12 protein-coding genes are annotated in these 15374 nt (G+C 63.5%); 9 read left to right on the top strand and 3 right to left on the bottom strand.

The window, feature by feature from the left end; translation table 11 throughout:
• Nucleotides 1-26 precede the first annotated feature (26 nt).
• Entirely contained in the window at nucleotides 27-1310 is a 1284-nt protein-coding gene (locus RTP54_RS12785; RefSeq protein WP_112810383.1) for a cystathionine gamma-synthase family protein, read from the bottom strand.
• A 447-nt stretch (nucleotides 1311-1757) separates the two neighbouring features.
• On the opposite strand from RTP54_RS12785, the gene RTP54_RS12780 reads away from it, so the two are divergent.
• Both RTP54_RS12780 and RTP54_RS12775 read left to right on the top strand, forming a co-directional pair.
• A complete protein-coding gene (locus tag RTP54_RS12780; RefSeq protein WP_112818053.1) occupies nucleotides 1758-2390 on the top strand; it encodes a LysE family translocator in 633 nt (210 codons plus the stop codon).
• Between the two features lie 152 nt (nucleotides 2391-2542).
• Entirely contained in the window at nucleotides 2543-4234 is a 1692-nt protein-coding gene (locus RTP54_RS12775; protein WP_312363037.1) for an alpha/beta-hydrolase family protein, read from the top strand.
• Between the two features lie 11 nt (nucleotides 4235-4245).
• Here RTP54_RS12775 and RTP54_RS12770 read toward each other — a convergent pair whose 3' ends face one another.
• Nucleotides 4246-5136, bottom strand: a complete 891-nt coding sequence (locus RTP54_RS12770; RefSeq protein WP_312363036.1) for a LysR substrate-binding domain-containing protein — start codon at nucleotides 5134-5136, stop codon at nucleotides 4246-4248.
• Nucleotides 5137-5285: 149 nt separating this feature from the next.
• On the opposite strand from RTP54_RS12770, the gene RTP54_RS12765 reads away from it, so the two are divergent.
• From RTP54_RS12765 to RTP54_RS12750, 4 genes are all read left to right on the top strand, one after another.
• Nucleotides 5286-5951 (top strand): isochorismatase family cysteine hydrolase, encoded by a 666-nt coding sequence (locus RTP54_RS12765; protein ID WP_312363035.1) that lies wholly within the window; start codon nucleotides 5286-5288, stop codon nucleotides 5949-5951.
• Nucleotides 5952-6012: 61 nt separating this feature from the next.
• A complete protein-coding gene (locus RTP54_RS12760) occupies nucleotides 6013-6312 on the top strand; it encodes a GYD domain-containing protein (protein WP_112810378.1) in 300 nt (99 codons plus the stop codon).
• Nucleotides 6313-6328: 16 nt separating this feature from the next.
• Nucleotides 6329-7144 carry a transporter substrate-binding domain-containing protein gene (locus RTP54_RS12755; RefSeq protein ID WP_312363034.1) on the top strand — a complete coding sequence of 272 codons (816 nt, stop codon included), beginning with the start codon at nucleotides 6329-6331 and terminating at the stop codon, nucleotides 7142-7144.
• Nucleotides 7145-7226: 82 nt separating this feature from the next.
• Nucleotides 7227-7898: an amino acid ABC transporter permease gene (locus tag RTP54_RS12750; RefSeq protein ID WP_312363033.1), complete on the top strand. Its 672-nt coding sequence runs from the start codon at nucleotides 7227-7229 to the stop codon at nucleotides 7896-7898.
• A 2-nt stretch (nucleotides 7899-7900) separates the two neighbouring features.
• Here the strand turns inward: RTP54_RS12750 and RTP54_RS12745 are convergent, their stop codons facing one another.
• The gene (locus tag RTP54_RS12745) at nucleotides 7901-8767 is read right to left on the bottom strand and encodes a LysR family transcriptional regulator (RefSeq protein ID WP_112810432.1); all 867 of its coding nucleotides are present in this window, start codon (nucleotides 8765-8767) and stop codon (nucleotides 7901-7903) included.
• A gap of 128 nt (nucleotides 8768-8895) precedes the next feature.
• Between RTP54_RS12745 and RTP54_RS12740 the strand changes: the two genes are divergently transcribed.
• From RTP54_RS12740 to RTP54_RS12730, 3 genes are all read left to right on the top strand, one after another.
• On the top strand, nucleotides 8896-11343 hold the full coding sequence (locus tag RTP54_RS12740; protein ID WP_312363032.1) for an FAD-dependent oxidoreductase: 2448 nt from the start codon (nucleotides 8896-8898) through the stop codon (nucleotides 11341-11343).
• On the top strand, nucleotides 11340-13787 hold the full coding sequence (locus RTP54_RS12735) for an FAD-dependent oxidoreductase (protein WP_312363030.1): 2448 nt from the start codon (nucleotides 11340-11342) through the stop codon (nucleotides 13785-13787). Before RTP54_RS12740 ends, RTP54_RS12735 begins: the two co-directional genes overlap by 4 nt.
• Nucleotides 13788-14055: 268 nt before the next feature.
• On the top strand, nucleotides 14056-15339 hold the full coding sequence (locus tag RTP54_RS12730) for an aromatic ring-hydroxylating dioxygenase subunit alpha (RefSeq protein ID WP_312363028.1): 1284 nt from the start codon (nucleotides 14056-14058) through the stop codon (nucleotides 15337-15339).
• The last annotated feature ends 35 nt before the right edge of the window (nucleotides 15340-15374 follow it).

Genomic DNA, 15374 nt, shown 5'->3' with positions numbered 1-15374 from the left:
ACGCGTCGTCGGCCGGCACTTCCATATCAGGCGAGCGTCAGCGCATTGGCGAGATCGGCGACCAGATCATCGGCATGTTCGATGCCGATCGAAAGCCGGATCGTGGTGTCGAGGACGCCGATGCGGCGGCGCACGTCGATCGGTACGCCCGAATGGGTCATCGCCGCGGGATGGCTGGCGAGCGATTCCGTGCCGCCGAGGCTGACGGCGAGCTTGAAGATCTGCAACGCATTCAGGAACCGGAACGCTGCCTCCTGGCCGCCCGTGATGTCGAAGGAGAAAGTCGAACCGGCGCCGGTGCACTGCGCCGCATAGGCCTTGCCGAGCGGCGAGGCTTCGTCGTGGAAGGGCAGATAGTGGATGCGCTCGACCTTCGGGTGGTCGCGCAGGAACTCGGCGACGACGCGGGCATTGTCGTTTGCCTTGTGCATGCGCACCGACAGGGTTTCGAGCGAGCGGCCGAGCATCCAGCAGGAATGCGGGTCGAGCTGCGTGCCGATGGCGCCGCGCAGCGCCTTCACCTGCTTCATCACCGCCTTGGAGCCGAGTGCCGCGCCGGCGATCAGGTCGGAATGGCCGCCGACATACTTCGTCAGTGAGTAGAGCGAGATATCGGCGCCATGCTCGATCGGCCGCTGGAAGACTGGGCCGAGCAGGGTGTTGTCGCAGGCGATGACAGGTGTGTGGCCCTGCTTGGCGCCGATCGCGTCGGCGACGCGGCGGATCATGGCGACGTCGACGAGGCTGTTGGTCGGGTTGGCCGGTGTTTCGATCAGGATGACCGAGACGCGGCCCTTGGCCATCGCCGCTTCGGCGGCCTCCGTCACGGCCGCCTCATTGACGCCATCGGCAAAGCCGACCGCCGAAACGCCGAGATTGAGGAAGGTCTTGGCCAAGAGCGTCTCCGAACCGCCGTAGAGCGGCTGGCTGTGCAGCACCGTATCGCCGGGCTTGACGAAGGCGAGCAGCGTCGTTGCAATCGCCGACATGCCGGAGGAAAACAGCGCGCAGCTTTCGGTGCGCTCGTAGACTGCGAGGCGGTCTTCGACGATCTCGCTGTTGGGGTGATTGAAGCGCGAATAGACCAGGCCGGCGCTGACACCGGCCGGCGGCTCGCGCCGACCGGAGACGAAATCGAAGAAGTCGCGGCCTTCCTCGGCGGAGCGGAAGACGAAGGTAGAGGTCAGGAACACCGGCGGCTTGACGGCCCCCTCGGACAGTTCGGGATCGTAGCCGTAGTTCAGCATCAGCGTTTCGGGATGCAGCTTGTGATTTCCGATATGGGTCTTGGAGGGGTGCGGCGCGGTCATGGCTTTCTCCTGAAGCGAAACGGGGCGACTGACAGGCAAGTTATATCAGACGCTTGGGCCGATCCTTGCTATTTGCGATCCCAAGGCCTTGCGTTGCGCAAGATATCGCCAGGATCGAACGGATATAACGCAGAAAATTGCCGGCGAGACGGGCAGTGGAATTCTGCGCGCCTCGCGGTTGTCGCCCGCATCGTCGACCACGACCTTGCCGAACGTGTCGGCCGTCGGCTTTGCCCGGTCGGGGGCGGGTGACCTTCGTGAGAATACGATCAAGGAGGGACCGATGTCAGCGGAGACAGGTCGGCGGCGCCTGCAGGTTCAAGGCGGCGCGCTCCGGCCGCTTCAATGCCTGCGTGCGAGCGGTCATCGATCTCGCCTTGCCAAGCGCGCCGCGGCATTGTCTATTGCCGGATATTCCACATCATCCGACCTTCTGGGAGCATTGCGATGCCATCTATGGAACTGCTTCTGGCTTTCGTCGTGACCACCGCGATCTTCGCCTATATCCCGGGGCCGGCGATGCTCTATGCGGCGGCGCAGACGATGGCGCGTGGGCGCTGGTCGGGGCTGATGGCGACGCTCGGCATTCACCTTGGCGGCTATGTGCATGTCTTTGCGGCGGCCGCCGGCCTCTCCGTCCTGTTTCATGCGGTGCCGGTGCTCTACATGATCGTCAAGTTTGCAGGCGCTGCCTATCTCGTCTGGCTCGGGATTTCGCTGTTTCGCGCCAAGGCGCAAGGGGCGGGCGACCTGCCGGGCATAGGCGTCAAATCCGGCCGGCGGGCCTTCTTCGAAAGCATCACCGTCGAAGTGCTGAACCCCAAGACGGCGATCTTCTTCGTCGCCTTCCTGCCGCAATTCATCGACGCATCGGCGGCGTTCCCCGTCTGGCTGCAGTTCGTCATTCTCGGCACGATCGTCAACCTGATGTTTTCTTCCGCCGATATCGTCTGCGTCATTCTGGCGGGCGTGCTGATGGCCCGGCTCAAGCGCTCGAGCATGGCGCAGCGCGCCATGCAGCGCGTCGGCGGTGGCGTGCTCGTCGGGCTCGGCGTGCACCTGGCGTTCCAGAAGAGCTGATCGGCGGGGCTGCGGGCGAAGGCATGCCCGCCGTTTTGGCCCTTGCGCTGACTATCGCCGGTTGTCGTTGCAGTGGCGGGCGGCTATCAATCGGGCAGCGCGCCACCGCCTCTGCCGCGCTCGATGACTGACCGACAACAAGGAGCCTGCCGATGGATCACCTTCAAGAGACGGGTGCGCGCAGGGCGAGATGGCCCGTTCCACAGTTCGTGACCGGGCTTTTGGCGTCATTTTCGACGACGGGTCTGATTGTCGGCGTATTGTTTTTCGCCGCTTCGCTGACGCCGAGCCTGATCCCGCGTCCCTATGTCATCCAGGCGGTGATATCAGGTCTGTCGTTGTCCGCCGGCTATGCCATCGGCGTCTTCCTGCGCTGGCTGTGGTCCTATCTCGAACTGCCGGATGTGCGGCCGAAGACGGGGCTGATCGTCAAGCTTTTGGCAGCACTCGGCTGCAGTCTGGTGGTGCTGACTTTCCTCTGGCGCACGGCCGAATGGCAGAACACCGTGCGCACGATCATGGGTCTTGAGCCGGTCGAGAGCGCCGAACCCTTCAAGCTTGGCCTTATCGCCGCCGTCGTCTTCATCGTCATCGTGCTTCTGGCGCGCCTGTTCCGGCTGACCTTCCGCTTTCTCGCCAGGCGCTTCGAATATGTGCTGACCCGGCCGCTTGCAAAGTTTGCCGCCATTGCCGCGGCCGTCGCACTGTTCTGGTCGGCGACCGACGGGGTGATCTTCCGCTACGCCCTGCATGCGGCCGACAGCTCTTTCCAGCGGCTCGACGCGCTGATCGACCCGGATGTGGCGCCACCGACCGACCCGATGAAAACGGGCAGCGGCGCGTCGCTGATGACCTGGGACGAACTCGGCCGGCAGGGGCGGCAGTACATCGCCTCCGGACCGAGCGCCGGGGATATCGGCACCTTCTTCGGTGGCGAAGCCAAGGAGCCCTTGCGCGTCTATGCCGGGCTCAACTCGGCCGAGACGGCGAAGGAGCGTGCCAAGCTCGCGCTCGACGAGCTGAAACGTGTCGGCGGGTTCGAGCGCTCCAACCTTGTGGTCATCGTGCCGACCGGTACCGGCTGGATCGACCCGCCGGGTGTCGATTCGCTCGAATATCTGTTGAAGGGGGACGTCGCGAGCGTCGCAGTACAATATTCCTACCTGACGAGCTGGCTTTCGCTGCTGGTCGAACCGGAATATGGCGCCGAGACCGCCGATGCGCTGTTCGACGCGGTCTATGGCTATTGGACGACGCTGCCGAAGGACAAGCGCCCGCGGCTCTACCTCTACGGCCTCAGCCTCGGCTCGATGAATTCGCAAGGTTCGGTCGATCCGTTCGATATCATCAGCGATCCGTTCCAGGGCGCGCTCTGGGTCGGCTCGCCGTTCCCGACAAAGACATGGCTGCAGATCACCGGCAACCGCAATCCGGGCTCGCCGGAATGGCGCCCGCTCTATCGCGATGGCTCGGTCATCCGCTTCACCAACCAGGAAAACACACTCGCTATCCCGGGCGCGGAATGGGGCAATGTCCGCATCGTCTACCTGCAGTATGCCAGCGATCCGATCACCTTCTTCGATCCGTATTCCTTCTACCGCGAACCGGACTGGATGAAGGCGCCGCGTGGGCCCGACGTTTCGCCGGCGCTCAGGTGGTACCCTGTCGTGACCATGTTCCAGCTCCTGGCCGACATGGCGATGGCCACGACGACGCCGATCGGCTACGGCCACGTCTATGCGCCGGAACATTACATCGATGCCTGGATGCAGATGGTCGCACCACCCGGTGTCACCGAGGATGATGCCGCCCGGTTGAAGGCGCAGCTCAAAGGGCGTTACTGAAACCGACGACCTCAGTCGCCGCGCAGGTGGGCGGCGATCTGGTGGGCAAGCGCCTGGATCAGCGGTGCCTCGGCCTTTTCCGTCGGGCAGAGGAGGTAATAGCCTGCCGATGCCGGGATCGCCGTTGCGAACGGCTGGATCAGCCGGCCCTCCTGCAGGTAGGAGCGGGTCAACACATCGGAGACGAGAGCGATGCCCTGTCCCTGCAGGGCGGACGCCACCGCGACGGCGACGGAAGGGACGCGGACGCTGCGGCTGCCTTCCAGCGATATACGCGCGGCGGCCGCCCAGCGTGACCATTCCCGGCCGTCATCCTCGTGCAGCAATGTGACGTCGCGCAGTTTGCGGTCGCGATGCGACCCTTCCAGCCGCGGAAAAAGAAGCGGCGAACAGATGGTCCTGAGTTTCACGTCGCTGACGACCTGCCACCACAGCCCGTTGAAGGGTGGATTGTCGTAGACCACAGCCAGGTCGACATCGTCCCATTGCACGTCGCCTGCGCGGATACAGCTGCGCATGGCGAGATCGCTGACCCCGCGCGCATCGGCGAATTGCACCAGCAGGCTCGCCATCCAGGCGATTGCGAGCGCCGGCGGCAAGGCGACCGTCAGCTTCGTCTGCTGGTTTTCGAGCTGCCGTTCCGCATTGTTTTCGACGGCAACCGCAAGATTGCCGATGGCGTGGGAGACGGTCTGGGCGAAATCGCGCCCCGCCGCGGTCAGGCGAATATTGCGCCCCGATTTCTCCAGAAGCGTCAGTCCCGTCGTCTCCGAAAGCCGGCGCAGTTGCAGCGATACGGCACCGGGGCTGAGGCCGAGCTCATCGGCTGCCTGGCGCACCGATCCGATCCGGGCAACGGCTTCGAAGACCCTGATATAGGGCAGGAAGTGCAGCGCTTTCATTCGTCCTCCGAACCCTGATCTGCCGCGGATTGATGCGTTTCCGCTATCCACAATTGTTTAGTAAAACTGCACAATATCAAGCATAAAAAATCGCTATTCCCAATCGATTTTTGCTCCTATGGTCCGGATCGGAGAGAGGGAGTAACACCATGATCGCAGCGCAACCATTTGATTTTCCTTATGATGGCAAGCTGGTGCCGTCGCAGACCGCGCTGATGGTGATCGACCTTCAGATCGACTTCTGCTCGCCCAATGGTTACTTCGCCTCCATGGGTTACGATCCGGCGCCGCTCGCCGCCATCGTGCCGGCGGTCAACCGGGTGATCTCGGCCGCGCGGCAGGCCGGGTGCCTGATCATCCATACGCGCCAGGGCTATCGCGCCGACCTCGCCGACATGACCCCTTACGAGAAATGGCGGCGCAAGCGCTCGGGCCTTGAAAACACACAGGTGCTTCTGCGCTCAAGCCCCGGCTTCCAGTTGCTGCCCGAGCTCGATGTCGCGGAGAGCGACGTCATCGTCGACAAGACCTGCAACAGCTCGTTCACCTATACGGATCTCGAACACGTGCTGCGGGCGCGGGGCATCACCCATATGCTCTTTACCGGCTGCACCACCGATGTCTGCGTGCATACGACGCTGCGCGAGGCCTGCGATCGCAATTTCCAGTGCCTGACGATCTCGGATTGCTGCGCCAGCGGCGAGCAATGGGCGCATGAAGCGGCGATCAACATGATCTCGATCGAGAACGGCATTTTCGGCACGGTCTCGGCCAGCGACGCCGTCATTGCCGGGTTGGCCAAAGCCAGCGGCTAGCGCCGACAACACATCCCCATTTCAAAGCGTTCTGCCAACCGTTCCAACGGAATGATGCCCCATGCAAAGATATATCTCGCTGATGAAGCTGACGGCCAAGGGATTGGCCGAACTTGCCGACAGCGGCGCGCGGCGCAAGGTGAGCGAAGATCGCGTCTCATCGCTCGGCGGCCGCTCGGTCGCCTTCTACGCCACGCTCGGAACCTACGATTTCGTCCAGGTTTTCGAGATGCCCGACAATGCGTCGATGATGCAATACGTGCTGACGGCGCGGCGCGACGGGTTCGTCGACCCGCTCATCCTTCCCGCCTTCGACAGCCAGACCTATGGCGACATCGTCGGGCGCGTTTCACCAACCTAAATCGAGGGGAATAGAGATGATCAGACTGGCATCGCATGCAACCCTTCTCGCCACTATCCTGCTGTCTGCAGGACTTGCCCAGGCGGAGCCGCCGGCTTTTGCAACGGACGGTGATATCGGCGTGTGCACCACAGCCGCCTTTCCGCCGCTCACCTTCAAGGTAAGCCCGGCGGATGCGAAGCCGAGCGGCATCGACATCGAAATCGTCGAGGCGCTTGCCGGTCTCTGGAACGCCAAGGTCAGCTATACCGTCACGGAGTTTGCCGGCCTTTTGCCGACGCTCGGCGCCGGGCGCTGCGACATGATCATCAGCGGCATCTACATCAACGAAAAGCGCCGCGAGACCTATGACGGCGTCTCCTACATGAAATCGGCAACGGCGATGGTGACCAAGGTCGGCAGCGACGCCATCAAGGTGCCGGAAGACCTGAGCGGCAAGGTGATCGCGCTCGAAGCCGGCGCTTATTACAAGGAAGAGCGGATCGAGCCCCTGAACAAGGCGCTCGCCGCCAAGGGGCAGCCGCCGGTCGAGGTGCAGGAATATCCGACCCAGCAGGCGGCTTACCAGCAGGTGCTCGTCGGCCGTGTCGATGCGACGATGACCGAGGAAGCCGAAGGCGCATACCGCGCCTCGCGCTCCGATGGGACATTGCAGCTTCCCTACACCTGGGCTTCGGATTTCACCTACGGCATCTACTCCCGGCGCGAGGGCGGCGATGCCGCCCAGATCAAGGCGGGCCTGAAGACCTTGAAGGATCAGGGCTTCTTTGCCGGCGTCGCCAAGAAATACGGCCTCGATCCGGCGCTGTTCGACGTCGATTACGATCGTTGATGCTTGAGGGCGGGATGGGGAAACGTGTGGCGGTTTTCCGCCCGCATCCCGCGCTAGCTTAACCCAGGGAAGCGGGCAGGGCATGAACTTTGACACCAAACTGTTTTTCGATGCCCTGACCATGCCGGTGATGCTGCAGGGGGCGGCGATCGCCATCCTGCTCTCCATTCTAGTGCAGGCCGCCTCGTTCCTGCTCTGCCTGCCGCTTGCCGTCGCCTTGAACTCGATGGCAGCGGTACGCCGCACGGCGGCCCAAGTCTATGTCTGGCTGTTTCGCTCGGCCCCGCTGATCCTCGTGCTCTTGATCGTATGGAACGGTGCGCCGCAGCTCTTTCCGGGCCTGACGCGGGCGCCCTGGTACACGCCGTTTGCCGCCGCCTTCATCGCCTTCACGCTGGTCACCACCGCCTACATGGCCGAAGCGATGCGCGGCGCGCTTTCGGCGATCGGCCAGGGCCAGACCGATGCGGCACGCGCGCTCGGGCTCAACCGGCTGCAGACCTTCTTCCTCGTCGTCCTGCCGCAGGCCCTGCGCATCGTCATGCCGGTGCTCGTCAACGAGTTCATCAATCTGATCAAGCTGACGTCGCTTGCCTATGTCATCTCGATGCGGGAGATCATGGCGGTCGTCAATGACGCGATCGCCTCGAGCTTCCGCTTCGTCGAATGGTATTCGGCAGCACTCGTCTACTATCTGGCGATCGTTTCCATCCTGATGGTCCTGCAGCGGCTGATCCAGCGCCGCATGGCCTAGCTTCAGTTCGCCGCCTCGCTGCCTGCGGAAAGCAGCGCCTGCATGGCGGCGATGATCTTGCGGTGCTGGTGGGCGTGGCGTGTGCGAAGGCTGGTGGCGGCATAGACCGCCTGCGGGATCACAGGCGCGTCGGCAACGACAGTGGCCCGGCCCGATTGGACGAGCCGGTCGGCAGTCGCGACGGTGACATAGGCGGCCCCCCCGAGAGAATGCAGCAGCATGGTGATCGCCATGTTCTGGCCTGACGCCACCGGTGCTGCGGAGAGATGCGGCAAGGCGAGGCGGTGAGCGCGATCGAAGGCCGGCGAATAGATCGCCTGGACATAGGTCTCAATCCTGATATCCGCCAGCGAAGCGGCATCGCTGCTGACCATGACGTAATGCAGATCGCCGATCCGTTCATAATGAAGATCGGGCAGATAATGCGGCGTATAGAGCAAGGCGAGGTCGAGATCGCCCGCGCCGAGATCCCGGTTCATCTGGTTGGAATAGTCCGCCTCCATGTAGATCTCGGTGGTCGGCAGCTCCTGCCTGATGGTGGCGAGCCATGCGCCGGCAAAGGCCTCGGCGAGGTCGTGCTGGATGCCGAGCCGCATCGAGCGCTCCAGCGCGCCGGCGCTGCTGACCGCGCGCGTTGCCTCATGCCATTGGTTTTGAAGCGCTTTTGCGTAATCCAGAAACCTGAGGCCGGCGGCCGTCGGTACGGTTCCGCCCTTGTTGCGGGTAAAGAGCTTGCGGTTGAACTGCGCCTCCAGCGCCTTGACGCGGTGGGAAACGGTGGACTGGGTGATGTTCAGCCGCTCGGCGGTGCGGTTGAAGGAGCGGGTCTCCATCAGGTCCAGGAACGTTTCGATCAGGTCGACTTGCATCGGCGCCTTGTCCGGTTTTGAAGGTCGGTCCAATCTAATCGAATTCATCGATCAATAAAGCCTGTTTCCATCGCTTGATGGCGCATCGTTTCAACGGCAAGAATTCCGGCAAAACGAGGGAACAGTGCATGTCGAATTTGCCGTCTCACGCGCGTGTCGTGATCATCGGCGGGGGAGCGATCGGCGCTTCCTCGCTCTACCATCTTGCCAAGGCCGGCTGGACCGACTGCGTGCTTCTGGAAAAGAACGAGCTGACGGCCGGTTCGACCTGGCATGCGGCCGGCAACGTGCCGACGTTCTCGTCATCCTGGTCGATCATGAACATGCAGCGCTATTCCGCCTCGCTCTATCGCGATCTCGGCGCGCTGGTCGACTACCCGATGAACTACCACGTCACCGGCTCGATCCGGCTTGGTCATTCGAAGGAGAGGCTGCAGGAGTTCAAGCGCGTCGTCGGCATGGGCCGATACCAGGGCATGGATCTCGATATCCTCTCGCCCGAGGAGATGCGCAGCCGCTATCCGTTCCTCGAAACCCATGACCTGACCGGCGCACTCTACGACCCCTATGACGGCGACATCGACCCGGCCCAGCTGACGCAGGCGCTGGCGAAGGGCGCGCGCGACATGGGCGCGAAGATCATCCGCTTCTGTCCCGTCACGGCGGCGCGCCGCGAAAACGACGAGTGGGTGATCACCACGCCGCAGGGTGAAATCCGCTGCGAATACGTCGTCAACGCCGCCGGCTATTATGCCCGCGAGGTCGGCAAGATGTTCGGCCGCGACGTGCCGATGATGGTGATGAGCCATCAGTACATCCTGTTCGACGAGATCCCGGAGCTCGCCGCCTGGTCGAAGGAAGCCGGCCACAAGCTGCCGCTCCTGCGCGACGTCGACAGCTCCTACTATCTCCGGCAGGAGAAGAACGGCATGAACCTCGGGCCTTATGAGCGCAACTGTCGCGCCCACTGGACAACACCCGACGACCCGATGCCGGAGGATTTTTCCTTCCAGTTGTTCCCCGACGATCTCGATCGGCTGGAATGGTACCTGAACGATGCCGTCGAGCGCGTGCCGATCCTCGGAACCGCCGGGCTGTCACGGATCATCAACGGCCCGATCCCCTATGCGCCTGACGGCAATCCGCTGATCGGGCCGATGCCTGGCGTGCCCAATGCCTTCGAGGCCTGCGTCTTCACCTTCGGCATCTGCCAGGCGGGCGGTGCCGGCAAGGTGCTCGCCGAATGGATCACCGAGGGCCAGACGGAGTGGGACATGTGGTCCTGCGACCCCCGGCGCTACACCGACTATACCGACCAGGACTATTGCATCGCCAAGGGCATGGAGATCTACGGCCACGAATATGCGATGCATTTTCCCAAGCACTATTGGGCGGCCGGCCGTGGCAAGAAGCTGTCGCCGATCCACGACCGGATTGCGGCGCTCGGTGCGCAGTTCAAGCCCTATAACGGTTGGGAACGCGCGATGTGGTATGCCAAGCCCGGCGACGACACCTCGGAAGAGGCGACGCAGACCTGGGGCCGGGCAGGGCCATGGGCCAAGCGCATCGAGGAGGAATGCCTCGCCGTGCGCGATGCGGCGGGCATCCTCGACCTGCCGGGCTTCTCGCGCTTCCGGGTGAGGGGCAAGGGCGCGACCGAGTGGCTCGCAGGCCTGATCACCGGGCGCGTGCCGAAGCCCGGCCGCATCGGCCTTGCCTATTTCTCCGACGACAAGGGCCGCATCGTCACCGAAATGTCGGTCATGATGCTGGATGAGGATTTCTTCTTCCTGATCACGGCGGCAACGGCGCAGTGGCACGATCTCGAATGGCTGCAAAAACATCTGCCTGCGGATGCCGCCTTCACGCTCGACGACGTCACCACGCAATTCAGCTGCCAGATCCTGACGGGACCGAAATCGCGCGACATCCTCGCCGAGGTCAGCGACGCGGATCTCGCCAAGGGCTGGCTCACGCACCAGACGGCGCAAATCGCCGGGCGCTATTGCCAGCTGGTGCGCGTCTCCTTTGCCGGTGAACTCGGTTGGGAGATCCACACCAAGGTGGACGACACCGCGGTCATCTTCGATGCCGTCTGGGCCGCTGGAGAGAAACATGGCCTGAAACCCTTCGGCATGGAGGCGCTCGACAGCCTGCGCATCGAGAAGGGCTACCGCGCCTGGAAGGGTGACCTGTCGACCGACTACACCATCCTGCAGGGCGGGCTCGAGCGCTTCGTCGACTGGGCAAAGCCGGGCTTCAAGGGCAAGGCGGCGCTGGAGCGCGAGAAACAGCAGGGCGTTTCCAAGCGCTTCGTCACCCTGACGGTCGCCGCCGACGGCTGCGATGCGCCCTATATGTCGACGCTCTGGTCGGACGGCCAGGTGGTCGGCGAGACCACCTCGGGCAACTGGGGCTACCGCGTCGGCAAGTCGATCGCGCTCGGCATGCTCAGGGCCGATCTCGCCGTGCCCGGCAACGAGATCGAGGTCGAGATCTTCGGTGATCGCTTCAAGGCGACCGTCGAGGCCGACCAGCCGCTCTGGGATCCCTCCAATGAAAGACTGCGCGCATGACCAAGCCCATCCCCTCGAAAGCCCGGGCCGTCATCATCGGCGGCGGCGTCTCCGGCTGTTCCGTCGCCTATCACCTGGCCAAGCTCGGCTGGACCGACGTGGTGCTGCTTGAGCGCAAGCAGCTGACCTCGGGCACGACCTGGCATGCGGCCGGCCTGATCGGCCAACTGCGCGCCTCGCAGAACATGACGCGGCTGGCGAAATATTCCGCCGACCTCTACGTCAAGCTGGAGGCCGAAACCGGCATTTCCACCGGCATGCGCCAGAACGGCTCGATCACCGTGGCGCTGACGGAGGAGCGAAAGGAAGAGATCTATCGCCAGGCATCGCTGGCGCGTGCCTTCAATGTCGACGTGCGCGAGATCACGCCCGACGAGGTGAAGGCGATGTATCCGCACCTCAACACTTCCGACGTGAAGGCCGCCGTGCATCTGCCGCTCGACGGCCAGTGCGACCCGGCCAACATCGCCATGGCGCTCGCCAAGGGTGCGCGCCAGAACGGTGCGACGATCATCGAAGGCGTCAAGGTCACGGCCGTTCTGAAGAAGGACGGCCGGGTGACGGGGGTCACCTGCGAGCAGAACGGCGAGACCTACACGATCGAGACCGATCATGTCGTCAACTGCGCCGGCATGTGGGGCCGCGAGTTTGCGCGGCAATCGGGCGTCACCGTGCCGCTGCATGCCTGCGAGCATTTCTACATCGTCACCGAGGCGATCCCCAACTTGACCCGCCTGCCGGTGCTGCGCGTGCCGGACGAATGCACCTATTACAAGGAGGATGCCGGCAAGATGCTGGTCGGCGCCTTCGAGCTCAAGGCCAAGCCCTGGGGCATGGAGGGTATCCGCGAGGACTTCTGCTTCGACCAGCTGCCCGACGATTTCGATCATTTCTCGCCGATCCTCGAAATGGCGGTCAACCGCATGCCGATGCTGGAAACGGCCGGCATCCATACCTTCTTCAACGGCCCTGAAAGCTTCACGCCTGACGACCGCTACTATCTCGGCGAAGCGCCGGAGGTGAAAGGCTATTGGGTCGCGGCCGGTTACAACTCGATCGGCATCGTTTCATCTGGCGGCGCCGGCATGGCGCTGGCCCAGTGGATGAACGACGGCGAGCCGCCCTTCGATCTCTGGGAAGTGGATATCCGCCGGGCGCAGCCGTTCCAGAAGAACCGCGCCTACCTCAAGGATCGCGTTTCCGAGACGCTCGGCCTGCTCTATGCCGATCATTTCCCCTATCGCCAGATGGCGACGGCCCGCGGCGTGCGCCGCTCGCCGCTGCATGAACACCTGAAAGCCCGCGGTGCTGTCTTCGGCGAAGTCGCCGGCTGGGAGCGGGCCAACTGGTTTGCGAATGACGGCCAGGAGCGCGAATACCGCTATTCCTGGAAGCGACAGAACTGGTTCGAAAACCAGAAGGCCGAACACCTCGCCGTGCGAAATGGCGTCGGCCTGTTCGACATGACCTCCTTCGGCAAGATCCGGGTGGAGGGGCGCGATGCGCTATCCTTCCTGCAGCGGCTCTGCGCCAACGAGATGAACGTGGAGGCCGGCCGCATCGTCTACACCCAGATGCTCAACGGTCGCGGCGGCATCGAAAGCGACCTGACGGTGACGCGTCTTTCTGAGACGGCGTTCCTGCTGGTGGTGCCCGGCGCCACGCTGCAGCGCGATCTTGCCTGGCTGCGCAAGCATGTGCGCGATGAGTTCGTCGTCATCACCGATGTCGGAGCCGGGGAAAGCGTGCTCTGCGTCATGGGGCCGAAGGCACGCGATCTCCTGCAGAAGGTGAGCCCGAACGATTTCTCCAATGCGGCCCATCCCTTCGGCACGGCGCGCGAGATCGAGATCGGCATGGGATTGGCTCGGGCGCACCGCGTCACCTATGTCGGCGAACTCGGCTGGGAGCTTTATGTCTCCACCGACCAGACAGCGCATGTATTCGAGACGCTGGAGGCGGCGGGCCAGGATCTGGGCTTGAAGCTTTGCGGCATCCACACGCTCGACAGCTGCCGCATCGAGAAGGCATTCCGCCATTTCGGCCATGATATCACCGACGAGGATCACGTGCTCGAAGCCGGGCTCGGCTTTGCCGTCAAGCCCGACAAGGGCGATTTCATCGGCCGCGAGGCTGTACTCGCCAAGCACAATCGCGGGCTGTCGCGCCGGCTGGTTCAGTTTCGTCTCACCGATCCCGAACCGCTTCTTTTCCACAACGAGGCGATCGTGCGCGACGGCAAGATCGTCGGCACCATCACCTCGGGCAATTACGGCCACCATCTCGGCGGCGCCATCGGCCTCGGTTACGTGCCGTCGGAAGGCGAGAGCGATGCCGATGTGCTCGGCTCAAGCTTCGAGATCGAGATCGCCGGCACGCGGGTCAAGGCCGAGGCGTCGCTGAAGGCGATGTACGATCCGCGCTCCGAGCGGGTGAGGATGTGAACTCGCGCTTGGGGTTGCCCCTCACCCTGACCCTCTCCCCGCAGGCGGGGCGAGGGGACGAGAATGCGGCATGCTTGCCATACGATGGCAGTCGTCGAAATGGCAGAGCCGCAAATGGAGTTGGGGAACGAGTGGGTGCTGCGATGTCCTTTCGCCCCGCCTGCGGGGAGAAGGTGCCGGCAGGCGGATGAGGGGCCTTTCGAGGCACAACGAAAATGCGCGCGCCGGAACGCGGTTCTTCCGGTCCATCTTTCGGGAGTTCAGGCCCATGTTCGCATCGGACCTTTCCAATACCGCCATAGCGGGCGACCGCATCGATCAGCTGGTCGCCGCGCATCGGCCGGGCCATGGGCTCGTCCGCGCCTTCTACCACGACGAGGATATCTACGAGCGCGATCTCGACCGGGTGTTCCGCCGCCACTGGCACTGCGTGGCGCATGAAAGCGTGATCCCCAACCCCAATGATTTCGAAGTCTTTCGCATGGCCTCCGAGCAGGTGATCGTCACCCGCACCGCCACCGGCGCGATCCATGCAATGCTCAATGTCTGCCGTCATCGCGGCGCCGAGGTCTGTACCAAGGACAAGGGCAATGCCCGCGCCTTCGTCTGTCCCTATCACGCCTGGACCTATGGCAATGACGGGGCGCTGAAGGCAGCAAGGCTGATGCCGAAGGACTTCAAGCGCGAGGATCATGGGCTGAAGAAGCTTCACGTGCGCGTGGTGGAAGGGCTGATCTTCATTTCCTTCGCCGAACAGCCGCTCGACTTTACCGAGGTCGAGAACCTGCTGCATGCCACTTGCGGCCAATATGGCTGGGCGGAAGCCAAGGTCGCGCACCGGCAGTCCTATCCCGTTGATGCCAACTGGAAGCTCGCTGTCGAGAACTATGTCGAGTGTTACCATTGCGGCCCGGCCCATCCGGAATATTCCGAAACCCACGCGCTGGAACAGCCACTGCACATGATCGAGGAACTGAACGCCCGGATGGAGGAGCGCACCTGCGCGCTCGGCATCGAGGTCGGCTCCGGCGATCACTGGCAGTCCTCGGCCGGCGGCAAGGAGACGGTGCACGCTTTTCGCTATGCGCTCTATGACGGCGTCAAGACCGGCAGCAAGGACGGCCAGCCGCTCAGCACCCTGATGGGCCGCTTCAGCGATTTCGACGGCGGCGTCACCTCCATCCATCTCGGCGGCACGACATTCCTGGTCTGCTATCCCGATCACGGCATGATCTACCGCTTCATTCCGAAGACGGCAGGCACCTGCGAGATGGAACTGATCTGGCTCGTCGACGGCAAGGCCGAGGCGGGGCGCGACTACGACCTCGAAAAGCTCATCTGGCTGTGGACGGTGACGACGGACGAGGACAAGACGATCATCGAACACACCTCGCGCGGCGTGCGCTCGCATTATTTCGTGCCGGGGCCGATCGCGCCGATGGAGCAGAACGAGCTCAGATACATCAACTGGTATCTGGACGAGATCAGCCGGCCGACCCTTGTGTCGTCGGCAGCTGCGCAGGGTGGGAGCGTTGCCGCTGCGGCGGTGTGAGAGACATTCGAACACTGCGGCTTGGCGAAGCCTAT

The sequence above is a fragment of the Ensifer sp. genome, assembly GCF_031989085.1.
In the GTDB taxonomy this organism is placed as follows: domain Bacteria; phylum Pseudomonadota; class Alphaproteobacteria; order Rhizobiales; family Rhizobiaceae; genus Ensifer.
Note: the sequence above shows the minus strand (reverse complement) of the source record. Positions and strands in the feature narration are given on the sequence as shown.

Bases quoted from the DNA above. Each gene is read 5' to 3' on its own strand.
- RTP54_RS12785 (WP_112810383.1), bottom strand. From the start codon at position 1,310: ATGACCGCGCCGCACCCCTCCAAGACCCATATCGGAAATCACAAGCTG.
- RTP54_RS12780 (WP_112818053.1), top strand. From the start codon at position 1,758: ATGCCATCTATGGAACTGCTTCTGGCTTTCGTCGTGACCACCGCGATC.
- RTP54_RS12775 (WP_312363037.1), top strand. From the start codon at position 2,543: ATGGATCACCTTCAAGAGACGGGTGCGCGCAGGGCGAGATGGCCCGTT.
- RTP54_RS12770 (WP_312363036.1), bottom strand. From the start codon at position 5,136: ATGAAAGCGCTGCACTTCCTGCCCTATATCAGGGTCTTCGAAGCCGTT.
- RTP54_RS12765 (WP_312363035.1), top strand. From the start codon at position 5,286: ATGATCGCAGCGCAACCATTTGATTTTCCTTATGATGGCAAGCTGGTG.
- RTP54_RS12760 (WP_112810378.1), top strand. From the start codon at position 6,013: ATGCAAAGATATATCTCGCTGATGAAGCTGACGGCCAAGGGATTGGCC.
- RTP54_RS12755 (WP_312363034.1), top strand. From the start codon at position 6,329: ATGATCAGACTGGCATCGCATGCAACCCTTCTCGCCACTATCCTGCTG.
- RTP54_RS12750 (WP_312363033.1), top strand. From the start codon at position 7,227: ATGAACTTTGACACCAAACTGTTTTTCGATGCCCTGACCATGCCGGTG.
- RTP54_RS12745 (WP_112810432.1), bottom strand. From the start codon at position 8,767: ATGCAAGTCGACCTGATCGAAACGTTCCTGGACCTGATGGAGACCCGC.
- RTP54_RS12740 (WP_312363032.1), top strand. From the start codon at position 8,896: ATGTCGAATTTGCCGTCTCACGCGCGTGTCGTGATCATCGGCGGGGGA.
- RTP54_RS12735 (WP_312363030.1), top strand. From the start codon at position 11,340: ATGACCAAGCCCATCCCCTCGAAAGCCCGGGCCGTCATCATCGGCGGC.
- RTP54_RS12730 (WP_312363028.1), top strand. From the start codon at position 14,056: ATGTTCGCATCGGACCTTTCCAATACCGCCATAGCGGGCGACCGCATC.